The organism is Pseudomonas sp. SJZ080, assembly GCF_007828295.1.
GTDB lineage: Bacteria > Pseudomonadota > Gammaproteobacteria > Pseudomonadales > Pseudomonadaceae > Aquipseudomonas > Aquipseudomonas migulae_A.
In genome coordinates, this window is sequence record NZ_VIUK01000001.1 from 160430 (window position 1) to 177693 (window position 17264).

Below are 17264 nucleotides of genomic sequence, written 5' to 3' on the forward strand. Positions count from 1 at the left end.
TGTGGATAAGGTTCTGAACTTCAAACAAGGCCGCGTGCCGCTGCTGATCAGCATGCCCCACGCCGGCCTGCGCCTGACCCCGGCAGTCGAAGCCGGGTTGATCCCCGACGCGAAAAGCCTGCCGGACACGGACTGGCACATTCCGAAACTTTACGAGTTCGCCACTGAACTTGGTGCCAGCACCTTGGCTGCCGAGTACTCGCGGTTTGTCATCGACCTGAACCGCCCGTCCGACGACAAGCCTCTGTACGCCGGCGCGACCACCGGCCTGTACCCGGCGACATTGTTCGACGGCATTCCATTGTTCCGTGAGGGTATGGAACCGTCGGCAGCGGAACGCGCGACCTATCTGGAACAGGTCTGGACGCCGTACCACAGCACGCTGCAGAACGAACTGGCACGACTGAAAGCCGAATTCGGCTATGCGTTGCTGTTCGATGCGCATTCGATCCGCTCGATCATCCCGCACCTGTTTGACGGCAAGCTGCCGGACTTCAACCTGGGCACATTCAACGGTGCCAGTTGCGATCCACAGTTGGCCACTCAACTGGAAGCGATCTGCGCACGGCACGGCGACTACAGCCATGTGCTGAACGGTCGTTTCAAGGGTGGCCACATTACCCGGCACTATGGCAATCCGGCGGAAAACATTCATGCCGTGCAACTGGAATTGGGCCAGTGCACCTACATGGAAGAATTCGAGCCGTTCCGCTATCGCCCGGACCTGGCGGAGCCGACGCAAGTGGTGCTCAAGGAATTGCTGCAAGAGCTCCTGGCGTGGGGCGAAAAACACTACAACGCATAACCCCCTGTGGGAGCGGGCTTGCTCGCGAAGGCGGTGTGTCAGGCACCATTGATGTCGACTGGCACACCGCTTTCGCGAGCAAGCCCGCTCCCACAGTTAATCCGTTCACCTTAGTCGCCACCGTGCAAATCTCGGTCGCCACAGTTCGCTTTTGGTCTCACGCTGCTGCGTAATGTTCTGAGCACGGTGCAACAAGACACCGGGCCCATAATAAATCTGCCGCACGAGACCTCCCCCAATGAAAAGACTGTTCACCCGCTGTCTCTCAATCCTCTGCGGTACCGCTCTTCTGAGCACCAGTGCTCTGGCCAGCGACGACGCTTCCTGCAAAGCCGTGCGCATGGGCGTGGTCAACTGGACCGACGTGATCGCCACCAGCGGCATGGCCGATGTGTTGCTCAACGGCCTTGGCTACGAAAGCAAGCAAACCAGCGCCGTGCAGCAAATCATCTTCGCCGGCATCCGCGACAAGCGTCTCGACATCTTCCTCGGTTACTGGAAACCGGCGATGGACAACAACATTGCCCCGTTCGTGGCCGCCAATCAGCTGAAGGTCATGGCCAAGCCGAGTCTGGCCGACGCCCAGGCAACGCTCGCCGTGCCGGAGTACGTCGCCGACGCAGGGTTGAAAACCTTTGCCGATATCGCCAGGTTCAAAGACAAGCTCGGCGGCAAGATTTACGGCATCGAGCCGGGTAGCGGTGCCAATACCACGATCAAAACCATGATCGAGACCAATCACTTCGGCTTGAAGGATTTCAAACTGATCGAGTCCGGTGAGGCCGGCATGCTGGCCGCCGTTCAGCGGGCGGTGAATCGTAAGGAATTCGTGGTGTTCGTCGGCTGGACCCCGCACCCGATGAACATCAACATGAAAATCACCTACCTGACCGGCAGCGAAGATGTTTACGGGCCGAACGAAGGGGCGGCCACGGTCTCCACGGTGACGGCGCCGGACTACGCCGAACGTTGCCCGAACGTGAACCGTTTGTTGGAAAACCTCACGTTCACCGCCGCTCAGGAAAGTCAGCTGATGGTGCCGATCATGGAGCGCAAGACGCCGCAGGACGTTGCCAGGCAATGGCTGCGTGATCACCCGGAAGATCTTCAGCGCTGGCTGGCCGGCGTCAGCAGTTTTGACGGCAAGGATGGGGTAGCGACCGTACAGGCCAGCCTGAAAAACTGACCGTCACCGCAGAACCTCTGGGAGCGAGGCCTGTGTGGCGAGGGGACAAATCCCTTCGCCACACAGGCCTCGCTCCCACAGGTTTGCGCCACTCTCCACAAAACCTCGGCACCCGACTCATGGCTACTTACCCGCTATCCGCACAAATGTTGGCCTTCGTCGAGAAAACCGTCAGCTTCAACAGCACTGACAGTAGCCTCGCCGGGATGCGCCAGGCCTACAGCGAGATGTGCCGGGCGTTCACCCCGCCGCGTCCCGCCGAGCTGTATGTCGTGGACTTCGAATTGGCCGGTGTGCCGGTGCGTTCGTATCAGCCGCCGGTTTCGCCGTCGACCGGCGGTAGTCCATGCATTGTGTATCTGCACGGCGGCGGTTGGGTGGTGGGGGATCTGGATTCCCACGATTTCATCTGCGCCGAACTGGCGTCGACGCTTGGCGTGTTGGTGATCGCCGTCGATTATCGTCTGGCGCCGGAGCATCCGTTTCCGGCGGGGTTCGACGATTGCCTGAAGGTCTGGCGAGCCCTGCGCTCCGGGCCGTTTCAACTAGACCCCGCGCGTACGCTGGTGGCCGGCGACAGTGCCGGGGGCAATCTCGCCGCCGCGCTTTGCCTGGCATTGCGCGATGCGGGTGAGCCACTGCCAGCGGCACAGGTCCTGATCTATCCGGGACTGGGTGGCGACCAGCGGCTGGCGTCGCGCAGCGAATGCGTCGACGCGCCGTTGCTCAGCAGCAGCGACGTGGACTGTTATCACGCCTTGTACTTGCGTGGCAGTCGACAGCCGGGCGCTTATGCGATGCCGTTGCTCGCCGAGGATCTCGGTGGCTTGCCGCCGGCGCTGATCGCTGTGGCGCAGTTCGATCCGCTGCGCGACGACGGCGTGCATTACGCCGAGAGACTCAACGTCGCGGGCGTTGCCGCGACACTTTATTACGGCGAGGGTCTGGTTCATGGCTGTTTGCGAGGGCGGGGCCAGGTCGCCGAGGTCGATGCGCTCTATGAAACACTGCTCGGCTATCTGGCTGAAAAAACGGGAGGCAAAACTCTGACTCAGCAAGGGCATGCTCATTGACGTAAATCGGGTTTATGATGCCGGACGGCAGAATAATAGAAGTCCCCCCAGGGATGACCTCGACCCCTTACGGAGCGCGCAATGCAGACTTTGTACCCGCAGATCAAACCCCACGCCCGGCACGATCTGGCCGTCGATGAAACCCACACCCTGTATGTCGACGAAAGCGGTTCACCGGAAGGTTTGCCGATGGTGTTCATCCACGGCGGCCCCGGCGCCGGGTGTGATGCACAGAGTCGCTGTTTTTTTGATCCGAACCTTTACCGCATTGTTACCTTCGACCAGCGCGGTTGCGGTCGCTCGACTCCTCACGCGAGCCTGGAAAACAACACCACCTGGGATCTGGTCGCCGACCTTGAGCGGATTCGCCAACACCTGGGCATCGACAAATGGGTGCTGTTCGGCGGTTCGTGGGGCTCGACCCTGGCGCTGGCCTACGCGCAAACCCACCCGGAGCGTGTGCACGGTCTGATTCTGCGCGGGATTTTTCTCTGCCGCCCGCAGGAAATCGAATGGTTCTATCAGGCGGGCGCCAGCCGACTGTTCCCCGATTACTGGCAGGACTACATCGCGCCGATCCCGCTGGACGAGCGTGAAGACCTGCTCAGCGCTTTCCACAAGCGCCTGACCGGCAACGACCAGATTGCCCAGATGCACGCAGCCAAGGCCTGGTCCACCTGGGAAGGCCGGACGGCGACGTTGCGTCCGAACCCGCTGGTGGTCGACCGGTTCTCCGAGCCACAGCGCGCGTTGTCGATTGCCCGTATCGAATGCCATTACTTCACCAACAATGCGTTCCTCGAGCCGAACCAGTTGATCCGTGACATGGGCAAGATCGCCCATTTGCCTGGCGTGATCGTGCACGGTCGTTATGACGTGATCTGCCCGCTGGACAACGCTTGGGAATTGCATCAGAACTGGCCGAACAGTGAATTGCAGGTTATCCGTGACGCCGGGCATGCCGCTTCCGAGCCAGGCATTACCGATGCACTGGTGCGTGCCGCCGATCAGATGGCCCGGCGCTTGCTCGACCTGTCCCCAGAAGAAGCATGAAGGGCCTGTTGCAACGCGTGCGTGGCGCGCGAGTCGAGGTAGCGGGGGAGGTGGTCGGTGCAGTCGATCAGGGTTTGCTGGTGCTGGTAGCGGTCGAGCCCGAGGATACTCGGGCCAGCGCCGACAAACTTTTGCATAAGCTGCTTAACTATCGAGTGTTCAGTGACGCCGAAGGCAAGATGAATCTGTCCTTGGCGGACGTCGGCGGCGGGTTGCTGCTGGTCTCTCAGTTCACCCTGGCCGCCGACACCAAAAGCGGCTTGCGCCCCAGTTTTTCGACTGCTGCCCCTCCGGCGCTGGGCGAGGAGCTTTTCGACTATCTATTAGGGAAAGCGAAACAGGTGCATGGCACTGTGGCATCAGGTAGATTCGGCGCGGATATGCAGGTTCACCTGGTCAATGATGGCCCGGTTACCTTCCTGTTACAGACCTGAAAGCGCTTGAAACAAGTTTTTAAGCGCTTTTTCACTGAAAACAGGGGTTTTTCGCGAGAAATACTTTGTTGCGCCTGATGCGTTGTAACGCGGCCTGCTAGATAATCGCGCGCTACGGGGATCAGCGTTCGTTGGTCCGTTTTGACTTAGGTAGAGACTTGTCCTGGACCTGTTGGGGAATCATTTGGCCCCATAGGAGTCGGAACAATGCTCGCCAACTTGGCAAGAGTGGTTTGTAGGGACGGGTTTTTCATGCCGTTTACCTCACAGGCCCTTTAACTGGCCGTTGGTTTTTTGATCTGTTTTCGGCGAGGGTTGCTCGTGATTGTTAGTCCCTGTATTGCACCAAAATTGTCTGCCAAACGGTTACGAAGCGCTCTGGTAGCGGGCTCAGCCCTGCTTTGCCTGCTCAGCGCCGGCCAGCTTTGGGCATTCAGTCTGGATGACGTGTCGGCCAAGGCGAAAGAGCTGGCCGGGCAGAAATACGAAGCCCCGCGCAGTAACCTGCCGAACGAATTCCGCGAAATGAAATTCGCGGACTATCAGAAAATTCGTTTCCGTACCGAGAAAGCGGAATGGGCTGATCAGAAAACCCCGTTCAAACTGTCGTTCTATCACCAGGGTATGCACTTCGATACTCCGGTGAAAATCAACGAAATCACGGCCAACACCGTCGAAGAGATCAAGTACGACCCAAGTCGTTTCGATTTCGGCGATGTCAAGTTCGATCCAAAAGCCACCGAACAGTTGGGTTATGCCGGCTTCCGTGTGCTGTACCCGATCAACAAGGCCGACAAGCAAGACGAAATCATGACCATGCTCGGCGCGAGTTACTTCCGCGTTGTCGGCAAGGGGCACACTTATGGCTTGTCCGCTCGCGGCATGGCCATCGATACCGCGTTGCCGTCCGGCGAAGAGTTCCCGCGTTTCACCGAGTTCTGGATTCAACAGCCGAAACCGGGTGACAAGCACCTGGTCATTTTCGCCCTGCTGGATTCGCCACGCGCCACCGGCGCGTATCGCCTGACCCTGCGTCCGGGCAGCGACACCGTTGTCGACGTCAAGGCCCAGATGTTCCTGCGTGACAAGGTCACCAAGCTCGGCATTGCACCGCTGACCAGCATGTTCCTGTTCGGCGCCAACCAGCCTTCCAAAGTGCTGAACTATCGTCGCGAGCTGCACGACTCCAGCGGTCTGTCGATCCATGCCGGCAACGGCGAGTGGATCTGGCGCCCGCTGAACAACCCGAAACACCTGGCGGTGAGCAACTTCTCGATCGAGAACCCGCGTGGCTTCGGCTTGCTGCAACGTGGCCGTGACTTCAGTCACTACGAAGACCTCGACGACCGCTACGACAAGCGTCCAAGTGCCTGGATCGAGCCAAAAGGCGATTGGGGCAAGGGTTCTGTAGACCTGGTTGAAATTCCGACCGCCGACGAAACCAACGACAACATCGTTGCGTTCTGGAGCCCGGAAAAACTGCCGGAGCCTGGCCAGCCGCTGGAATTCGGCTACCGCATGCACTGGACCATCGACGAAGCGGCGATTCATGCACCGGACAGCGCCTGGGTCCAACAGACCCTGCGTTCCACGGGTGACGTTAAACAGTCCAACCTGATCCGCCAGCCGGACGGCAGCGTTGCCTACCTGGTGGACTTCGAAGGCCCGTCCCTGGCGGCCTTGGCCCCGGATGCGGACGTTCGCAGCCAGGTCAGCGTTGGCGACAACGCCGAGCTGGTCGAGAACAGCGTGCGTTACAATCCTGAAACCAAAGGCTGGCGCCTGACCTTGCGGATGAAGATCAAGGATCCGGGCAAGTCCACCGAGATGCGTGCGGCACTGGTTCAGAACATTGTGCCTGCCGATCTCGCCAAGTCTTCGGTTCCAGCGTCCAATTCGTCCGTTGCCAAGGCTGACAAGGTTGCTGCCCGGCAAGCGGAGAAAGCGGACAAGGAAGCGAAGGCCGCCGAGGCCAAGCAGGCCGAAGCCAAGCCAGTCGCAGATGCCAAGGACAAGGACAACAAAGACGCCAAGCAGCCTGCTGCTGCGGACGCGGCCCCAGCCACACCGGAATCGGCCGCGACTGAAGAAGTCCTGACCGAGACCTGGAGCTACCAGTTGCCTGCCGATGAGTAATTCTCAAGTAAAGCCGGAGACTCTTGCCGAGTATCTGGCGCATTTACCGATGACCGACGAGCAGCGCGCGGAACTCGCGGGCTGCCAGTCCTTCAGCGAGCTACACCAGCGCCTGTCGTCCTCGACGTTCGACTCACCGACCGAGGCTGCTCAAGCCTCGGTGGGCCGTCGTTTGACCATGAACACTGCTGAAGAGCTGGAAGAAGCGGAAATGCTGGTGCTCGACGCCAGCGGTCGTGTTTGCCTCAAGGCCACTCCGCCGATCCGCCGGACCAAAGTCGTGCCCGAGCCGTGGCGCACCAATATCCTGGTGCGTGGCTGGCGGCGTCTGACCGGTCGTACCAATCCACCAGCCCCGCCGAAAGACGAGAATGTATTGCCGGCCGCGCGCTGGCGTACGGTCGGTTCGATCCGCCGTTACATCCTGCTGGTACTGATGCTCGGTCAAACCATCGTCGCCGGCTGGTACATGAAAGGCATCATGCCGTACCAGGGCTGGTCGTTCGTCGACCTGAACGAAGTCCTGCATCAACCCCTGATGCAAACCGTCACGCAAGTGCTGCCGTATGCGCTGCAGACCAGCATCCTGATCATGTTCGGGATTCTGTTCTGCTGGGTGTCGGCCGGTTTCTGGACAGCGCTGATGGGCTTCCTCGAGTTGCTCACCGGTCACGATAAATACCGCATTTCCGGTAAAAGTGCCGGCAACGAGCCGATTGCCAAGGACGCTCGCACCGCACTGGTGATGCCGATCTGCAACGAAGACGTGCCACGGGTGTTTGCCGGTCTGCGCGCGACGTTCGAGTCGGTTGCGGCCACGGGCGACCTGGATCGCTTCGACTTTTTCGTCCTCAGCGACAGTAACGATGCCGACATCTGCGTCGCCGAACAGCAGGCCTGGCTGGACGTCTGCCGCGAAGCCGGTGGCTTCGGCAAGATCTTCTATCGCCGCCGTCGCCGTCGGGTAAAACGCAAAAGCGGCAACCTCGACGACTTCTGCCGTCGTTGGGGCGGTGACTACAAGTACATGGTCGTGCTCGACGCTGACTCGGTAATGAGCGGCGAGTGCCTGACCAGTCTGGTGCGCTTGATGGAAGCCACGCCGGACGCCGGGATCATCCAGACCGCGCCGCGCGCATCGGGCATGGACACGCTGTATGCGCGCATGCAGCAGTTCGCGACCCGTGTGTACGGTCCGCTGTTTACCGCCGGCCTGCACTTCTGGCAGTTGGGCGAATCCCACTACTGGGGCCACAACGCGATCATCCGCATGAAGCCGTTCATCGAGCACTGCGCCCTGGCGCCGTTGCCGGGTAAAGGCGCGTTCGCCGGTGCGATCCTGTCCCACGACTTCGTCGAAGCAGCGCTGATGCGCCGTGCGGGTTGGGGCGTCTGGATTGCCTACGACTTGCCGGGCAGCTATGAAGAACTGCCGCCGAACCTGCTGGACGAACTCAAGCGTGACCGTCGCTGGTGCCACGGTAACCTGATGAACTTCCGCCTGTTCCTGGTCAAGGGCATGCACCCGGTTCACCGCGCAGTGTTCCTGACCGGCGTGATGTCTTACCTGTCGGCGCCGCTGTGGTTCTTCTTCCTCGTGCTGTCGACGGCGCTGCTGGCGGTCAACACGCTGATGGAACCGCAGTATTTCCTTGAACCGCGCCAGCTCTATCCGCTGTGGCCACAATGGCACCCGGACAAGGCGATCGCGTTGTTCTCGACCACCATCGTGCTGCTGTTCCTGCCGAAGCTGTTGAGCATCATCCTGATCTGGGCCAAGGGCGCGAAAGAGTTCGGTGGCAAGTTCAAGGTGACCTTGTCGATGCTGCTGGAGATGCTGTTCTCCATGTTGCTGGCGCCGGTGCGGATGATTTTTCACACCCGCTTCGTGCTTGCCGCGTTCCTCGGCTGGGCCGCGACCTGGAACTCGCCGCAACGTGACGACGACTCCACGCCGTGGAGTGAAGCCGTCAAGCGTCACGGTCCGCAAACCTTGCTGGGTTTCTTCTGGGCGCTGCTGGTGATCTGGCTGAACCCGAGCTTCCTCTGGTGGCTGGTGCCGATCGTCGGTTCGTTGATGCTGTCGATTCCGGTGTCGGTGATCTCCAGTCGCGTGGGCCTGGGCCTCAAGTCCCGTGACGAGAGCCTGTTCCTGATCCCTGAGGAATACAATCCGCCACAGGCGTTGCTGGCGACTGACCAGTACACCCATGAAAACCGTTATCACGCGCTGAAAGACGGCTTCATCCGCGCGGTGGTCGATCCACAGCAGAACGCCCTGGCCTGCTCGCTGGCGACGTCGCGTCACCGTGAGGCCGAGCCGATCGAATGGCTGCGGATCGAGCGTGTTCGCCATGCATTGAAAGTCGGGCCTGACGGTTTGACCAACAATGAGCGTGTGCAATTGCTGAGCGATCCGGTGGCCCTGGCGCGCTTGCATGAGCAGGTCTGGAACGAAGGTCATCCGGATTGGCTGGAAGCCTGGCGCCAGTCGGTGAAAGCCGATCCCCATGCGCCGCTGCTGCCGCTCAAGCCGCTGAGTGCGCAACCGCAGTTGGCCTGACAAAGAGAACCTCGCGAAAGCGAGGTTTTTTTTGCCTCATCGTTTCCAAGCACTTGTGCAAACGAGCGAGTACGTTAGGATCCGTCCCCGAATTGGTGCGCCCGGATAATTTTTGTCCGTATCGATGCGTTTCCTGAGGGGAACCGCCGTTTGCGCGCCTCATAACTCAATGGGTTTGGGGACATGATGATGAAGAAGTATCTCTCGATGCTGCTGGTCGGCGTCACGGCATTGGTTGCAGTCAGCGCGGCGCAGGCCGGTGCCATCGATGACGCAGTCAAGCGCGGCACGCTGAAAGTCGGCATGGACCCGACCTACATGCCGTTCGAGATGACCAACAAGCGCGGTGAGATCATCGGTTTCGAAGTCGACATCCTCAAAGCCATGACCAAGGCCATGGGCGTCAAGCTGGAGCTGGTGTCCACCGGTTACGACGGCATCATCCCGGCCCTGCTCACTGACAAGTTCGACATGATCGGCAGCGGCATGACCCTGACCCAGGAGCGCAACCTGCGCCTGAACTTCAGCGAACCGTTCATCGTGGTCGGCCAGACCTTGCTGATCCGCAAGGAGCTGGAGGGCACCATCAAGTCCTACAAAGACCTGAACACCACCGACTACCGCATCACCTCCAAGCTTGGCACCACCGGCGAAATGGTTGCCAAAAAGCTGATCTCCAAAGCCAAGTACCACGGTTATGACAACGAGCAGGAAGCCGTGCTCGATGTGGTCAACGGCAAGGCCGACGCCTTTATCTATGACGCGCCTTACAACGTAGTGGCGGTGAACAAGGTCGGCAACGGCAAGCTGGTGTTCCTCGACAAGCCGTTCACCTACGAGCCGCTGGCCTTTGGTCTGAAGAAGGGTGACTACGACAGCATCAACTTCATCAACAACTTCCTGCACCAGATCCACGAAGACGGCACCTACGATCGCATCCATGACAAGTGGTTCAAAGACACCGCTTGGCAGAAAGACATGGAATAAGGCTTCAGACCGAGTCGCGTCAATCGCCAGCAAGCCGGCTCCTACAGGATTAGTGTCGGACACACCTATTGTGTTCACCCGGATCAACGGTAGGAGCCGGCTTGCTGGCGATGGCGGCCTCCCTGGCGACATAGAATCCGGAACCTGCTTACCTGATGAAACAGAAAAAAGCCCAATGGTCCTGGCACGTGTTGACTGTGCTGGTGCTGATCGGCCTGGCCGGCGCGTTGTATTACGCCACCTCGCTGATGTCCTACGAATGGCGCTGGAACCGTGTGCCACAGTACTTCGCCTACCACGCCGAAGAATCCCAGCGCGCCGCCGACATCTCCACTGTCAGCGAACTGGTGCGCAAGGGCGACAAGGCTGAGGTCACCCTGCGCAACGACGCGGGTGACGAGCAGCATCTGACCGTCGACGACAACAGCCTGCAAGTTGCCCAAGGCGATGACGTGGCTGAGGGCGACGTGATCGGCGTGACTCGCCATTGGGCCGCAGGCCCCCTGATGTGGGGGCTTTGGACCACCTTGTGGTTGTCCGTGGTGTCGGGCGTGCTTGGCCTGTTGATTGGCCTGGCCACCGGCTTGTGTCGTCTGTCGAACAACCCGACCCTGCGTGACCTCTCGACGATCTACGTCGAACTGGTGCGCGGTACGCCGCTGCTGGTGCAGATTTTCATTTTCTACTTCTTCATCGGCACCGTGATGAACCTGTCACGGGAATTCGCCGGGATCGCCGCGCTCTCTCTGTTCACCGGCGCGTACGTGGCAGAGATCATCCGCTCCGGCGTGCAATCGATTGCCCGGGGCCAGAACGAAGCCGCACGCTCCCTCGGCCTTAGCGCCGGCCAGTCGATGCGCCACGTGGTGCTGCCGCAAGCGTTCAAACGCGTGCTGCCGCCGCTCGCCGGGCAGTTCATCAGCCTGGTTAAGGACACCTCACTGGTGTCGGTGATCGCGATTACCGAACTGCTGAAAAGTGGTCGCGAAGTCATCACCACCTCGTTTTCGCCATTCGAAATCCTGTTCTGCGTGGCCGGCCTGTATTTGTTGATCAACCTGCCGCTGTCGAAAATCGCCAGTCGGCTTGAGCGGAGGCTCGCGCAAAGTGATTGAAGTCCGCGATCTGGTAAAAGTCTTCGACACCCGCGGCCAAGTGGTGCGTGCGGTGGACAACGTCAGCACAGCCGTGGCCAAGGGCGAAGTGCTGGTGGTGATCGGCCCGTCCGGTTCCGGCAAGTCGACCTTCCTGCGCTGCCTCAACGGCCTGGAAGAATTCGATTCAGGCTCGGTGAGCATCGACGGCCTGCAACTGGCCGACCCGAAAACCGACGTGAATGCCTACCGTCGCGAAGTCGGCATGGTGTTCCAGCATTTCAACCTGTTCCCGCACATGACCGTGCTGGAAAACCTCTGCCTGGCGCAGAAAGTCGTGCGCAAGCGCGGCAAGAAAGAACGTGAGGCCAAGGCGCTGGCGCTGCTGGAAAAGGTTGGAATCGCGCAGAAGGCCAACGAGTATCCGTCGCGCCTGTCCGGCGGCCAGCAACAGCGCGTGGCGATTGCCCGGGCGTTGGCCATGGAACCCAAGGTCATGCTGTTCGATGAGCCGACCTCGGCGCTGGATCCGGAAATGGTCGGTGAAGTGCTGGACGTGATGAAAACCCTGGCCGTGGAAGGCATGACCATGGTCTGCGTCACCCATGAGATGGGCTTTGCGCGGGAAGTGGCGGATCGGGTGCTGTTCTTCGATCACGGCAAATTGCTGGAAGACGCCTCGCCAGCCGAGTTCTTCGATGCGCCGAAGGATCCACGGGCTCAGGCGTTCTTGCGTCAGGTTCTATAACCTCAGCATCTACGCCGACGTCTTCGCGAGCAAGTCGAATCGTCGCACCGCCGCTCCCACAGTTATCGCATTCTTCTGTGGGAGCGGGCTTGCTCGCGAAGGCATCGCCTCGGTCCTGAGTGAACCGAGGCCCCCGCATCACCTCAAACCCTGAACTTGCCCACCAGCATCTGCAAATGCGTCCCCAACCGCGCCAGCTCGACGCTGGAGGCCGCGGTTTCTTCGCTGGCTGCCGAGGTCTGCTCGGACACATCGCGCACGTTGAGCACGCTACGGTTGATCTCTTCAGCCACCGCACTCTGCTGCTCGGCCGCTGCGGCAATCTGCTGGTTCATCGACTGAATCGCCGACACGGTGCGGGTGATGCTTTCCAGCGAGCCACCCGCTCGACGGGTCAGTTCGACGCTGCTGTCGGTCAGGCTGCGGCTGTTGTCCATGATGGTCGCGACTTGCTGGGTGCCGCTTTGCAGGCCGACGATCAGCTCTTCGATTTCTTCGGTGGACTTCTGGGTGCGCTGGGCCAGGCTGCGGACCTCGTCGGCGACCACCGCAAAACCACGTCCGGCTTCACCGGCGCGGGCGGCTTCAATAGCCGCGTTGAGCGCCAGCAGGTTGGTTTGCTGGGCGACGGATTTGATCACGTCGAGCACGCTGCCGATCTTGTCGCTTTCGCGTTTCAAGTGACCCATGGCTTCGGTGGAATTACCGACTTCGAGGGCCAGGCGCTCGATCTGGGCGATGGCTTCGCCGACGACCTTGTCACCTTCGCGGGCCTGCTGGTCAGCGGCAAGGGCGGCTTCAGAGGCTTCTTCGGCGTTGCGCGCGACTTCCTGCACGGTGGCAGTCATTTCGTTCATCGCGGTTGCCACCTGATCGGTCTCGACCTTCTGGCTGTTGACCCCGGCGCTGGTCTGCTCGGTCACTGCGGACAGTTCTTCGGCGGCGCTGGCGATTTGCGTGACGCCGTCGCTGATGCCACCGATCAATTCGCGCAGGCCCAGGGTCATGCTCTGCATGGCGCGCTGGAGTTGACCGAGTTCGTCCTGACGCTCGGACACGAGGTTCTGGCTCAGGTCGCCGGCGGCGATGCGCTCGGCCACTTTCAGCGTCTGGCTCAGTGGAATGACGATCTGTCGGGTGATAGCCCATGCCGCGAAAAGACCGAAGATCAAGGCCAGGGCAGTGGCCAGCAACAGCATGTTCTTGGCGTGCGCGGCGTCGGTGTCGCGTACGACGGTTTGCGAGGCGGTGAGCTTTTTGCTGACGTCGAGCAGGATGTTGCCCTGGGAGGCCATGCGTGTGAGTGCGGCGGCGCTGGCGACTTGAGAGTCGCGGAACTGGCTGACGGCGGCGCGATAGGCTTTGAACGATTCGCTGGCCTGTTGCAGATTGGCCGTGTGCTGTTGCGGCAGTTTCGATGGCAGGCTGTCGAGGCTGTTCAGGGCATTGGTAATGGCATCCAGCGCCGGTTGTTCAGCGTCGGCCTTGCCGCTGTAGGTGTAGCCGCGAACTTGATAGCGGGCTTGCTGAAGTAATTTGCTGACTTCAACCACACTGTTGAAATCGGCGACGCTGTCGCCCTGCTGCATGGCTTTCTCGACTTCAGTCACGCGTGCTACGGCGTTATCGGCGTTGGCGCCGAGTTTGCTGCGCGCATCTTCGCGGCTGGCGCCGGCCTGGACCATGGCGGCAAAGGCTTGTTTGTACTCGCTGACCGCGGCCAACTGCTGGTCGACCATGGCCGCATCGGCAGGTTGTTCGATCAGTGTACGCGCGGTCTTCAGCCCGGTGTCGAGTTGCCCGAGCAGGTCGTTGACGGCCCCCGGGCCTTGTTCGCCACGGCGCATTTCGTAATCCAGGCGGGCCAGGCGCAAGTCTTTGGTCAGGTCATTGAGACTGGCAATGAACCCCAGTTTGTCGCCGCGACTGATGACGTCACTCAGGCCGGTCCAGCCGGTGAAGGTGATCAACAAGGTGAGTAGCAGTACCAGACCGAAGCCGACACCCAGTTTGCGATTGACGCTGACGTTTCCCAGTTTCTCGGCTAGCCATCGGTACATGCTGCAACTCCCTCGGACCACAAATTGGTTTTATGGGAGGTATATCGGCAGGGGTGCGGGGTTCTGTAGGTGCAGGCCGATGTGCGGCCAGCAATATTCGAAGTGAAAGATGACTTATGGGAGCGGCGGTGTTTAGAACAGACGGGCGAGCAATGCAGTGACGGCAGTCTCGACGCGCAGGATGCGCTCGCCGAGCTGCACCGGTTGCAGGCCGGATTTGCCGAGTAAATCGATTTCGTAAGGAATCCAGCCACCTTCCGGGCCGATGGCCAGGGTTACCGGTTCGTCCAGGCCGCGGGGGCAGGGCGGGTAATTTCCGGGGTGACCGACCAGGCCAAGGGTGCCTTCGGTGATGGCCGGCAGGCGATCTTCGACGAACGGTTTGAAGCGTTTTTCGATGACGATTTCAGGCAACACGCTGTCCCGGGCCTGCTCGAGGCCGAGGATCAGTTGCTCGCGAATCGCTTCAGGTTCGAGAAACGGTGTCTGCCAGAAGCTCTTCTCGACGCGGTAGCTGTTCACCAGCACGATCCGCGGCACACCCATGGCCGCCACGGTCTGAAACACCCGACGGAGCATTTTGGGCCGCGGAAGGGCCAATACCAGGGTCAGCGGCAGCTTGGCCGGAGGCGGTTGATCGAGTGTGACACGCAGTTCGGCTTCATCGGCGTCCAGGCGCAGCACTTCGGCCGAACCCATCAGGCCGCCGATACGCCCGACGCGCAGGGTGTCACCCACTTCACAGCGGTGAACTTCCTGCATGTGGGTCAACCGGCGATCACGCAGGATCGCCCGGTCGGCCGCAATGAAATCGGCCTCGATGAGGAGCAACAGGTTCACGGCTGGGTCGCTGGCGGCTGGTCGTTGTGATCGTCAACCGGCTGGTCGTCCGGGTGCTCGCCACGCTTGCTGATCAGGCCGCCGAACAGGATACCGATTTCAAACAGCAGCCACATCGGTACGGCCAGCAGCGTCTGCGAAAAGATGTCCGGTGGCGTCAGGATCATGCCGACCACGAAGCAGCCGATGATCACGTACGGGCGGATTTTTTTCAGGTATTTGACGTCGACCACGCCGATCCATACCAGCAGCACCACCGCCACCGGGATTTCGAACGCCACGCCGAAGGCGAAGAACAGCGTCATGACGAAGTCGAGGTAGCTGCTGATGTCGGTCATCATCTCCACGCCGGCCGGGGTGGCGGCGGCGAAGAATTTGAAGATCAGCGGGAACACCAGGTAGTAGGCGAACGCCATGCCGGCGTAGAACAGCATGATGCTCGATACCAGCAAGGGTACGGCGATGCGTTTTTCATGTTTGTACAGGCCTGGCGCAATGAAGCCCCAGATCTGATGCAGGATCACCGGGATCGCCAGGAACAGCGACACCATCATGGTCAGCTTCAGCGGCGTGAGGAAAGGCGACGACACGTCGGTGGCGATCATCGTCGCGCCCACCGGCAGGTATTGCCGCAGTGGCGTGGAGACGAAGGTGTAGATCTGCTGGGTGAAGGCGAACAACCCGGCGAAGATAATGAAGATCGCCGCTACGCAGCGCAGCAGACGGGTACGCAACTCGGTGAGGTGCGAAACCAGCGGCATGTGCTGGTCGTTTTCTGGGAGATCGCTCATGGGGCTCGCGGCGGCAGTGTTGGGTCATGAGGGGCCGGCGCAACAGGCGCAGCCGCAGGAGTAACGGGTTCAACCGGTGTGGCTGCAACGACGGGCGCTGGTTCTACAGCCACTGCAACAGGTGCAGCGGTTGGAGCATGGATCGTCTGCTCCGCTACAGGCTCAACAGGTTGAACCGGTGTGGCTTCCTGCTGAGTCGGCGTGAAGATCTTCCGCGCCTCCTGTTCCAGCGACAGAATGTGCTCGTTGTGCAGTTGCCGACGGATCTCGTCGGCACCGATTTCACGTTCAACTTCCTGTTTGATCGCGTTGAAGCTGCGCTTCAGGCGCCCGACCCACAGGCCGGCCGTGCGCGCAGCACCCGGCAGACGTTCGGGGCCCAGCACGAGCAGGGCCACGAGGCCGACGAGCAGCAGTTCAGAGAAGCTGATACCAAACATTAGTCAGTGCTCACACGTCTTTGCGGATCGGCTCTTCGACTTTTTGCGCCTGCACGTCGATGGTGTGCGGCTGGTTCACGGACTGTGTGGTCTGTGGCTGAACGGGTGGCACCGGTTGGGCCGGGGTCACTGTCGGGTCAACCGGTTTGTCTTCATCGCTCATGGCTTTCTTGAAGCCCTTGATCGACTCGCCCACGTCAGTGCCGAGGTTTTTCAGTTTCTTGGTGCCGAAGACCAAAACGACAACAACCAGGATGACGATCCAGTGTTTCCAGTCAAAAATGCCCATGTTGCTGCTCCTCTCTAATAATTGTTCAGGCGGACGGGCGCGAGGCTTTCTCGGCGTGTCCGGACAGACCGAAACGACGGTCCAGTTCATCGAGTACAGCCTGTGGATGCTGCCCCAGTTGGGCGAGCATGACCATGCTGTGGAACCATAGGTCGGCGGTCTCGTAGATCACATCGCTGCAGTCACCGCTGATGGCGGCATCCTTGGCGGCAATGATGGTTTCGACCGACTCTTCGCCGACTTTTTCCAGAATCTTGTTCAAGCCCTTGTGGTACAGGCTGGCGACATACGAGCTGTCGGCGGCGGCGCCTTTGCGCTCTTCCAGCACCTGGGCCAGACGGGTCAGGGTGTCACTCATGGGTATGTCCTGCGGAGTAGATGGCGTGCGGATCTTTCAGGACCGGGTCGACGGTTTTCCAGTCGCCGTTCTCGAAGACGCGGTAGAAGCAGCTCTGGCGACCGGTATGGCAGGCAATGTCGCCGATCTGTTCGACCATCAGGATGATCACGTCGGCGTCACAGTCCAGGCGCATCTCATGCAGGGTCTGCACGTGGCCGGATTCTTCACCCTTGCGCCACAGCTTGCCACGGGAACGTGACCAGTAAATGGCACGGTTTTCGGCGGCGGTCAGTTCCAGCGCTTCACGGTTCATCCAGGCCATCATCAGGACGCGCCCGGTCTTGTGATCCTGGGCAATTGCCGGCACCAGGCCATCGGCGTCCCACTTGATTTCGTCCAGCCAGTTTTTCATCTTCGACTCCGAC

The 17264-nt window shown here is 60.5% G+C and carries 17 protein-coding genes and 1 pseudogene; 10 read left to right on the forward strand and 8 right to left on the reverse strand.

From position 1 onward, the window contains the following. Nucleotide 1: 1 nt before the first annotated feature. The 10 genes from hutG to FBY04_RS00840 all read left to right on the forward strand — a co-directional run bounded on the left by hutG (nt 2) and on the right by FBY04_RS00840 (nt 12079). On the forward strand, nt 2-805 hold the full coding sequence (gene hutG, locus FBY04_RS00790) for an N-formylglutamate deformylase (protein WP_145314260.1): 804 nt from the start codon (nt 2-4) through the stop codon (nt 803-805). A 238-nt stretch (nt 806-1043) separates the two neighbouring features. Continuing rightward, on the forward strand, nt 1044-1991 hold the full coding sequence (locus FBY04_RS00800) for a choline ABC transporter substrate-binding protein (protein ID WP_084322527.1): 948 nt from the start codon (nt 1044-1046) through the stop codon (nt 1989-1991). A 119-nt stretch (nt 1992-2110) separates the two neighbouring features. Then, nucleotides 2111-3064, forward strand: a complete 954-nt coding sequence (locus tag FBY04_RS00805; protein WP_084322528.1) for an alpha/beta hydrolase — start codon at nt 2111-2113, stop codon at nt 3062-3064. An 81-nt stretch (nt 3065-3145) separates the two neighbouring features. After that, nucleotides 3146-4117: a prolyl aminopeptidase gene (gene pip, locus FBY04_RS00810; RefSeq protein WP_145314262.1), complete on the forward strand. Its 972-nt coding sequence runs from the start codon at nt 3146-3148 to the stop codon at nt 4115-4117. Further along, on the forward strand, nt 4114-4551 hold the full coding sequence (gene dtd, locus FBY04_RS00815; protein WP_084322529.1) for a D-aminoacyl-tRNA deacylase: 438 nt from the start codon (nt 4114-4116) through the stop codon (nt 4549-4551). The genes pip and dtd overlap by 4 nt, the downstream gene beginning before the upstream one ends. Nucleotides 4552-4872: 321 nt before the next feature. After that, on the forward strand, nt 4873-6687 hold the full coding sequence (locus FBY04_RS00820) for a glucan biosynthesis protein G (RefSeq protein ID WP_084322530.1): 1815 nt from the start codon (nt 4873-4875) through the stop codon (nt 6685-6687). Then, nucleotides 6680-9250, forward strand: a complete 2571-nt coding sequence (mdoH, locus tag FBY04_RS00825) for a glucans biosynthesis glucosyltransferase MdoH (protein ID WP_145314264.1) — start codon at nt 6680-6682, stop codon at nt 9248-9250. The genes FBY04_RS00820 and mdoH overlap by 8 nt, the downstream gene beginning before the upstream one ends. 189 nt (nt 9251-9439) lie before the next feature. After that, the gene (locus FBY04_RS00830) at nt 9440-10237 is read left to right on the forward strand and encodes a transporter substrate-binding domain-containing protein (RefSeq protein ID WP_145314266.1); all 798 of its coding nucleotides are present in this window, start codon (nt 9440-9442) and stop codon (nt 10235-10237) included. A 155-nt stretch (nt 10238-10392) separates the two neighbouring features. After that, the gene (locus FBY04_RS00835) at nt 10393-11352 is read left to right on the forward strand and encodes an amino acid ABC transporter permease (RefSeq protein ID WP_145314268.1); all 960 of its coding nucleotides are present in this window, start codon (nt 10393-10395) and stop codon (nt 11350-11352) included. Next, on the forward strand, nt 11345-12079 hold the full coding sequence (locus tag FBY04_RS00840; protein WP_084322533.1) for an amino acid ABC transporter ATP-binding protein: 735 nt from the start codon (nt 11345-11347) through the stop codon (nt 12077-12079). Before FBY04_RS00835 ends, FBY04_RS00840 begins: the two co-directional genes overlap by 8 nt. A gap of 143 nt (nt 12080-12222) precedes the next feature. Here FBY04_RS00840 and FBY04_RS33080 read toward each other — a convergent pair whose 3' ends face one another. The 8 genes and pseudogenes from FBY04_RS33080 to hisI all read right to left on the reverse strand — a co-directional run bounded on the left by FBY04_RS33080 (nt 12223) and on the right by hisI (nt 17251). After that, the gene (locus FBY04_RS33080) at nt 12223-13095 is read right to left on the reverse strand and encodes a methyl-accepting chemotaxis protein (RefSeq protein WP_371850936.1); all 873 of its coding nucleotides are present in this window, start codon (nt 13093-13095) and stop codon (nt 12223-12225) included. Further along, nucleotides 13081-14139: pseudogene (locus FBY04_RS33085) on the reverse strand (methyl-accepting chemotaxis protein); the annotation flags it as partial. The gene FBY04_RS33080 and the pseudogene FBY04_RS33085, both read right to left, overlap by 15 nt. Before the next feature lie 132 nt (nt 14140-14271). Beyond that, nucleotides 14272-14979: a 16S rRNA (uracil(1498)-N(3))-methyltransferase gene (locus tag FBY04_RS00850; RefSeq protein ID WP_084322535.1), complete on the reverse strand. Its 708-nt coding sequence runs from the start codon at nt 14977-14979 to the stop codon at nt 14272-14274. After that, nucleotides 14976-15770: a twin-arginine translocase subunit TatC gene (gene tatC / locus FBY04_RS00855; RefSeq protein ID WP_084322536.1), complete on the reverse strand. Its 795-nt coding sequence runs from the start codon at nt 15768-15770 to the stop codon at nt 14976-14978. The genes FBY04_RS00850 and tatC overlap by 4 nt, the downstream gene beginning before the upstream one ends. Continuing rightward, nucleotides 15767-16210 (reverse strand): Sec-independent protein translocase protein TatB, encoded by a 444-nt coding sequence (gene tatB, locus FBY04_RS00860; RefSeq protein ID WP_084322537.1) that lies wholly within the window; start codon nt 16208-16210, stop codon nt 15767-15769. Before tatB ends, tatC begins: the two co-directional genes overlap by 4 nt. A gap of 10 nt (nt 16211-16220) precedes the next feature. Further along, a complete protein-coding gene (locus tag FBY04_RS00865; RefSeq protein ID WP_084322538.1) occupies nt 16221-16499 on the reverse strand; it encodes a twin-arginine translocase TatA/TatE family subunit in 279 nt (92 codons plus the stop codon). Between the two features lie 25 nt (nt 16500-16524). Further along, nucleotides 16525-16857 carry a phosphoribosyl-ATP diphosphatase gene (locus tag FBY04_RS00870; protein WP_007899279.1) on the reverse strand — a complete coding sequence of 111 codons (333 nt, stop codon included), beginning with the start codon at nt 16855-16857 and terminating at the stop codon, nt 16525-16527. Then, nucleotides 16850-17251 carry a phosphoribosyl-AMP cyclohydrolase gene (gene hisI / locus FBY04_RS00875; RefSeq protein WP_007899278.1) on the reverse strand — a complete coding sequence of 134 codons (402 nt, stop codon included), beginning with the start codon at nt 17249-17251 and terminating at the stop codon, nt 16850-16852. Before hisI ends, FBY04_RS00870 begins: the two co-directional genes overlap by 8 nt. Nucleotides 17252-17264: the final 13 nt, after the last annotated feature.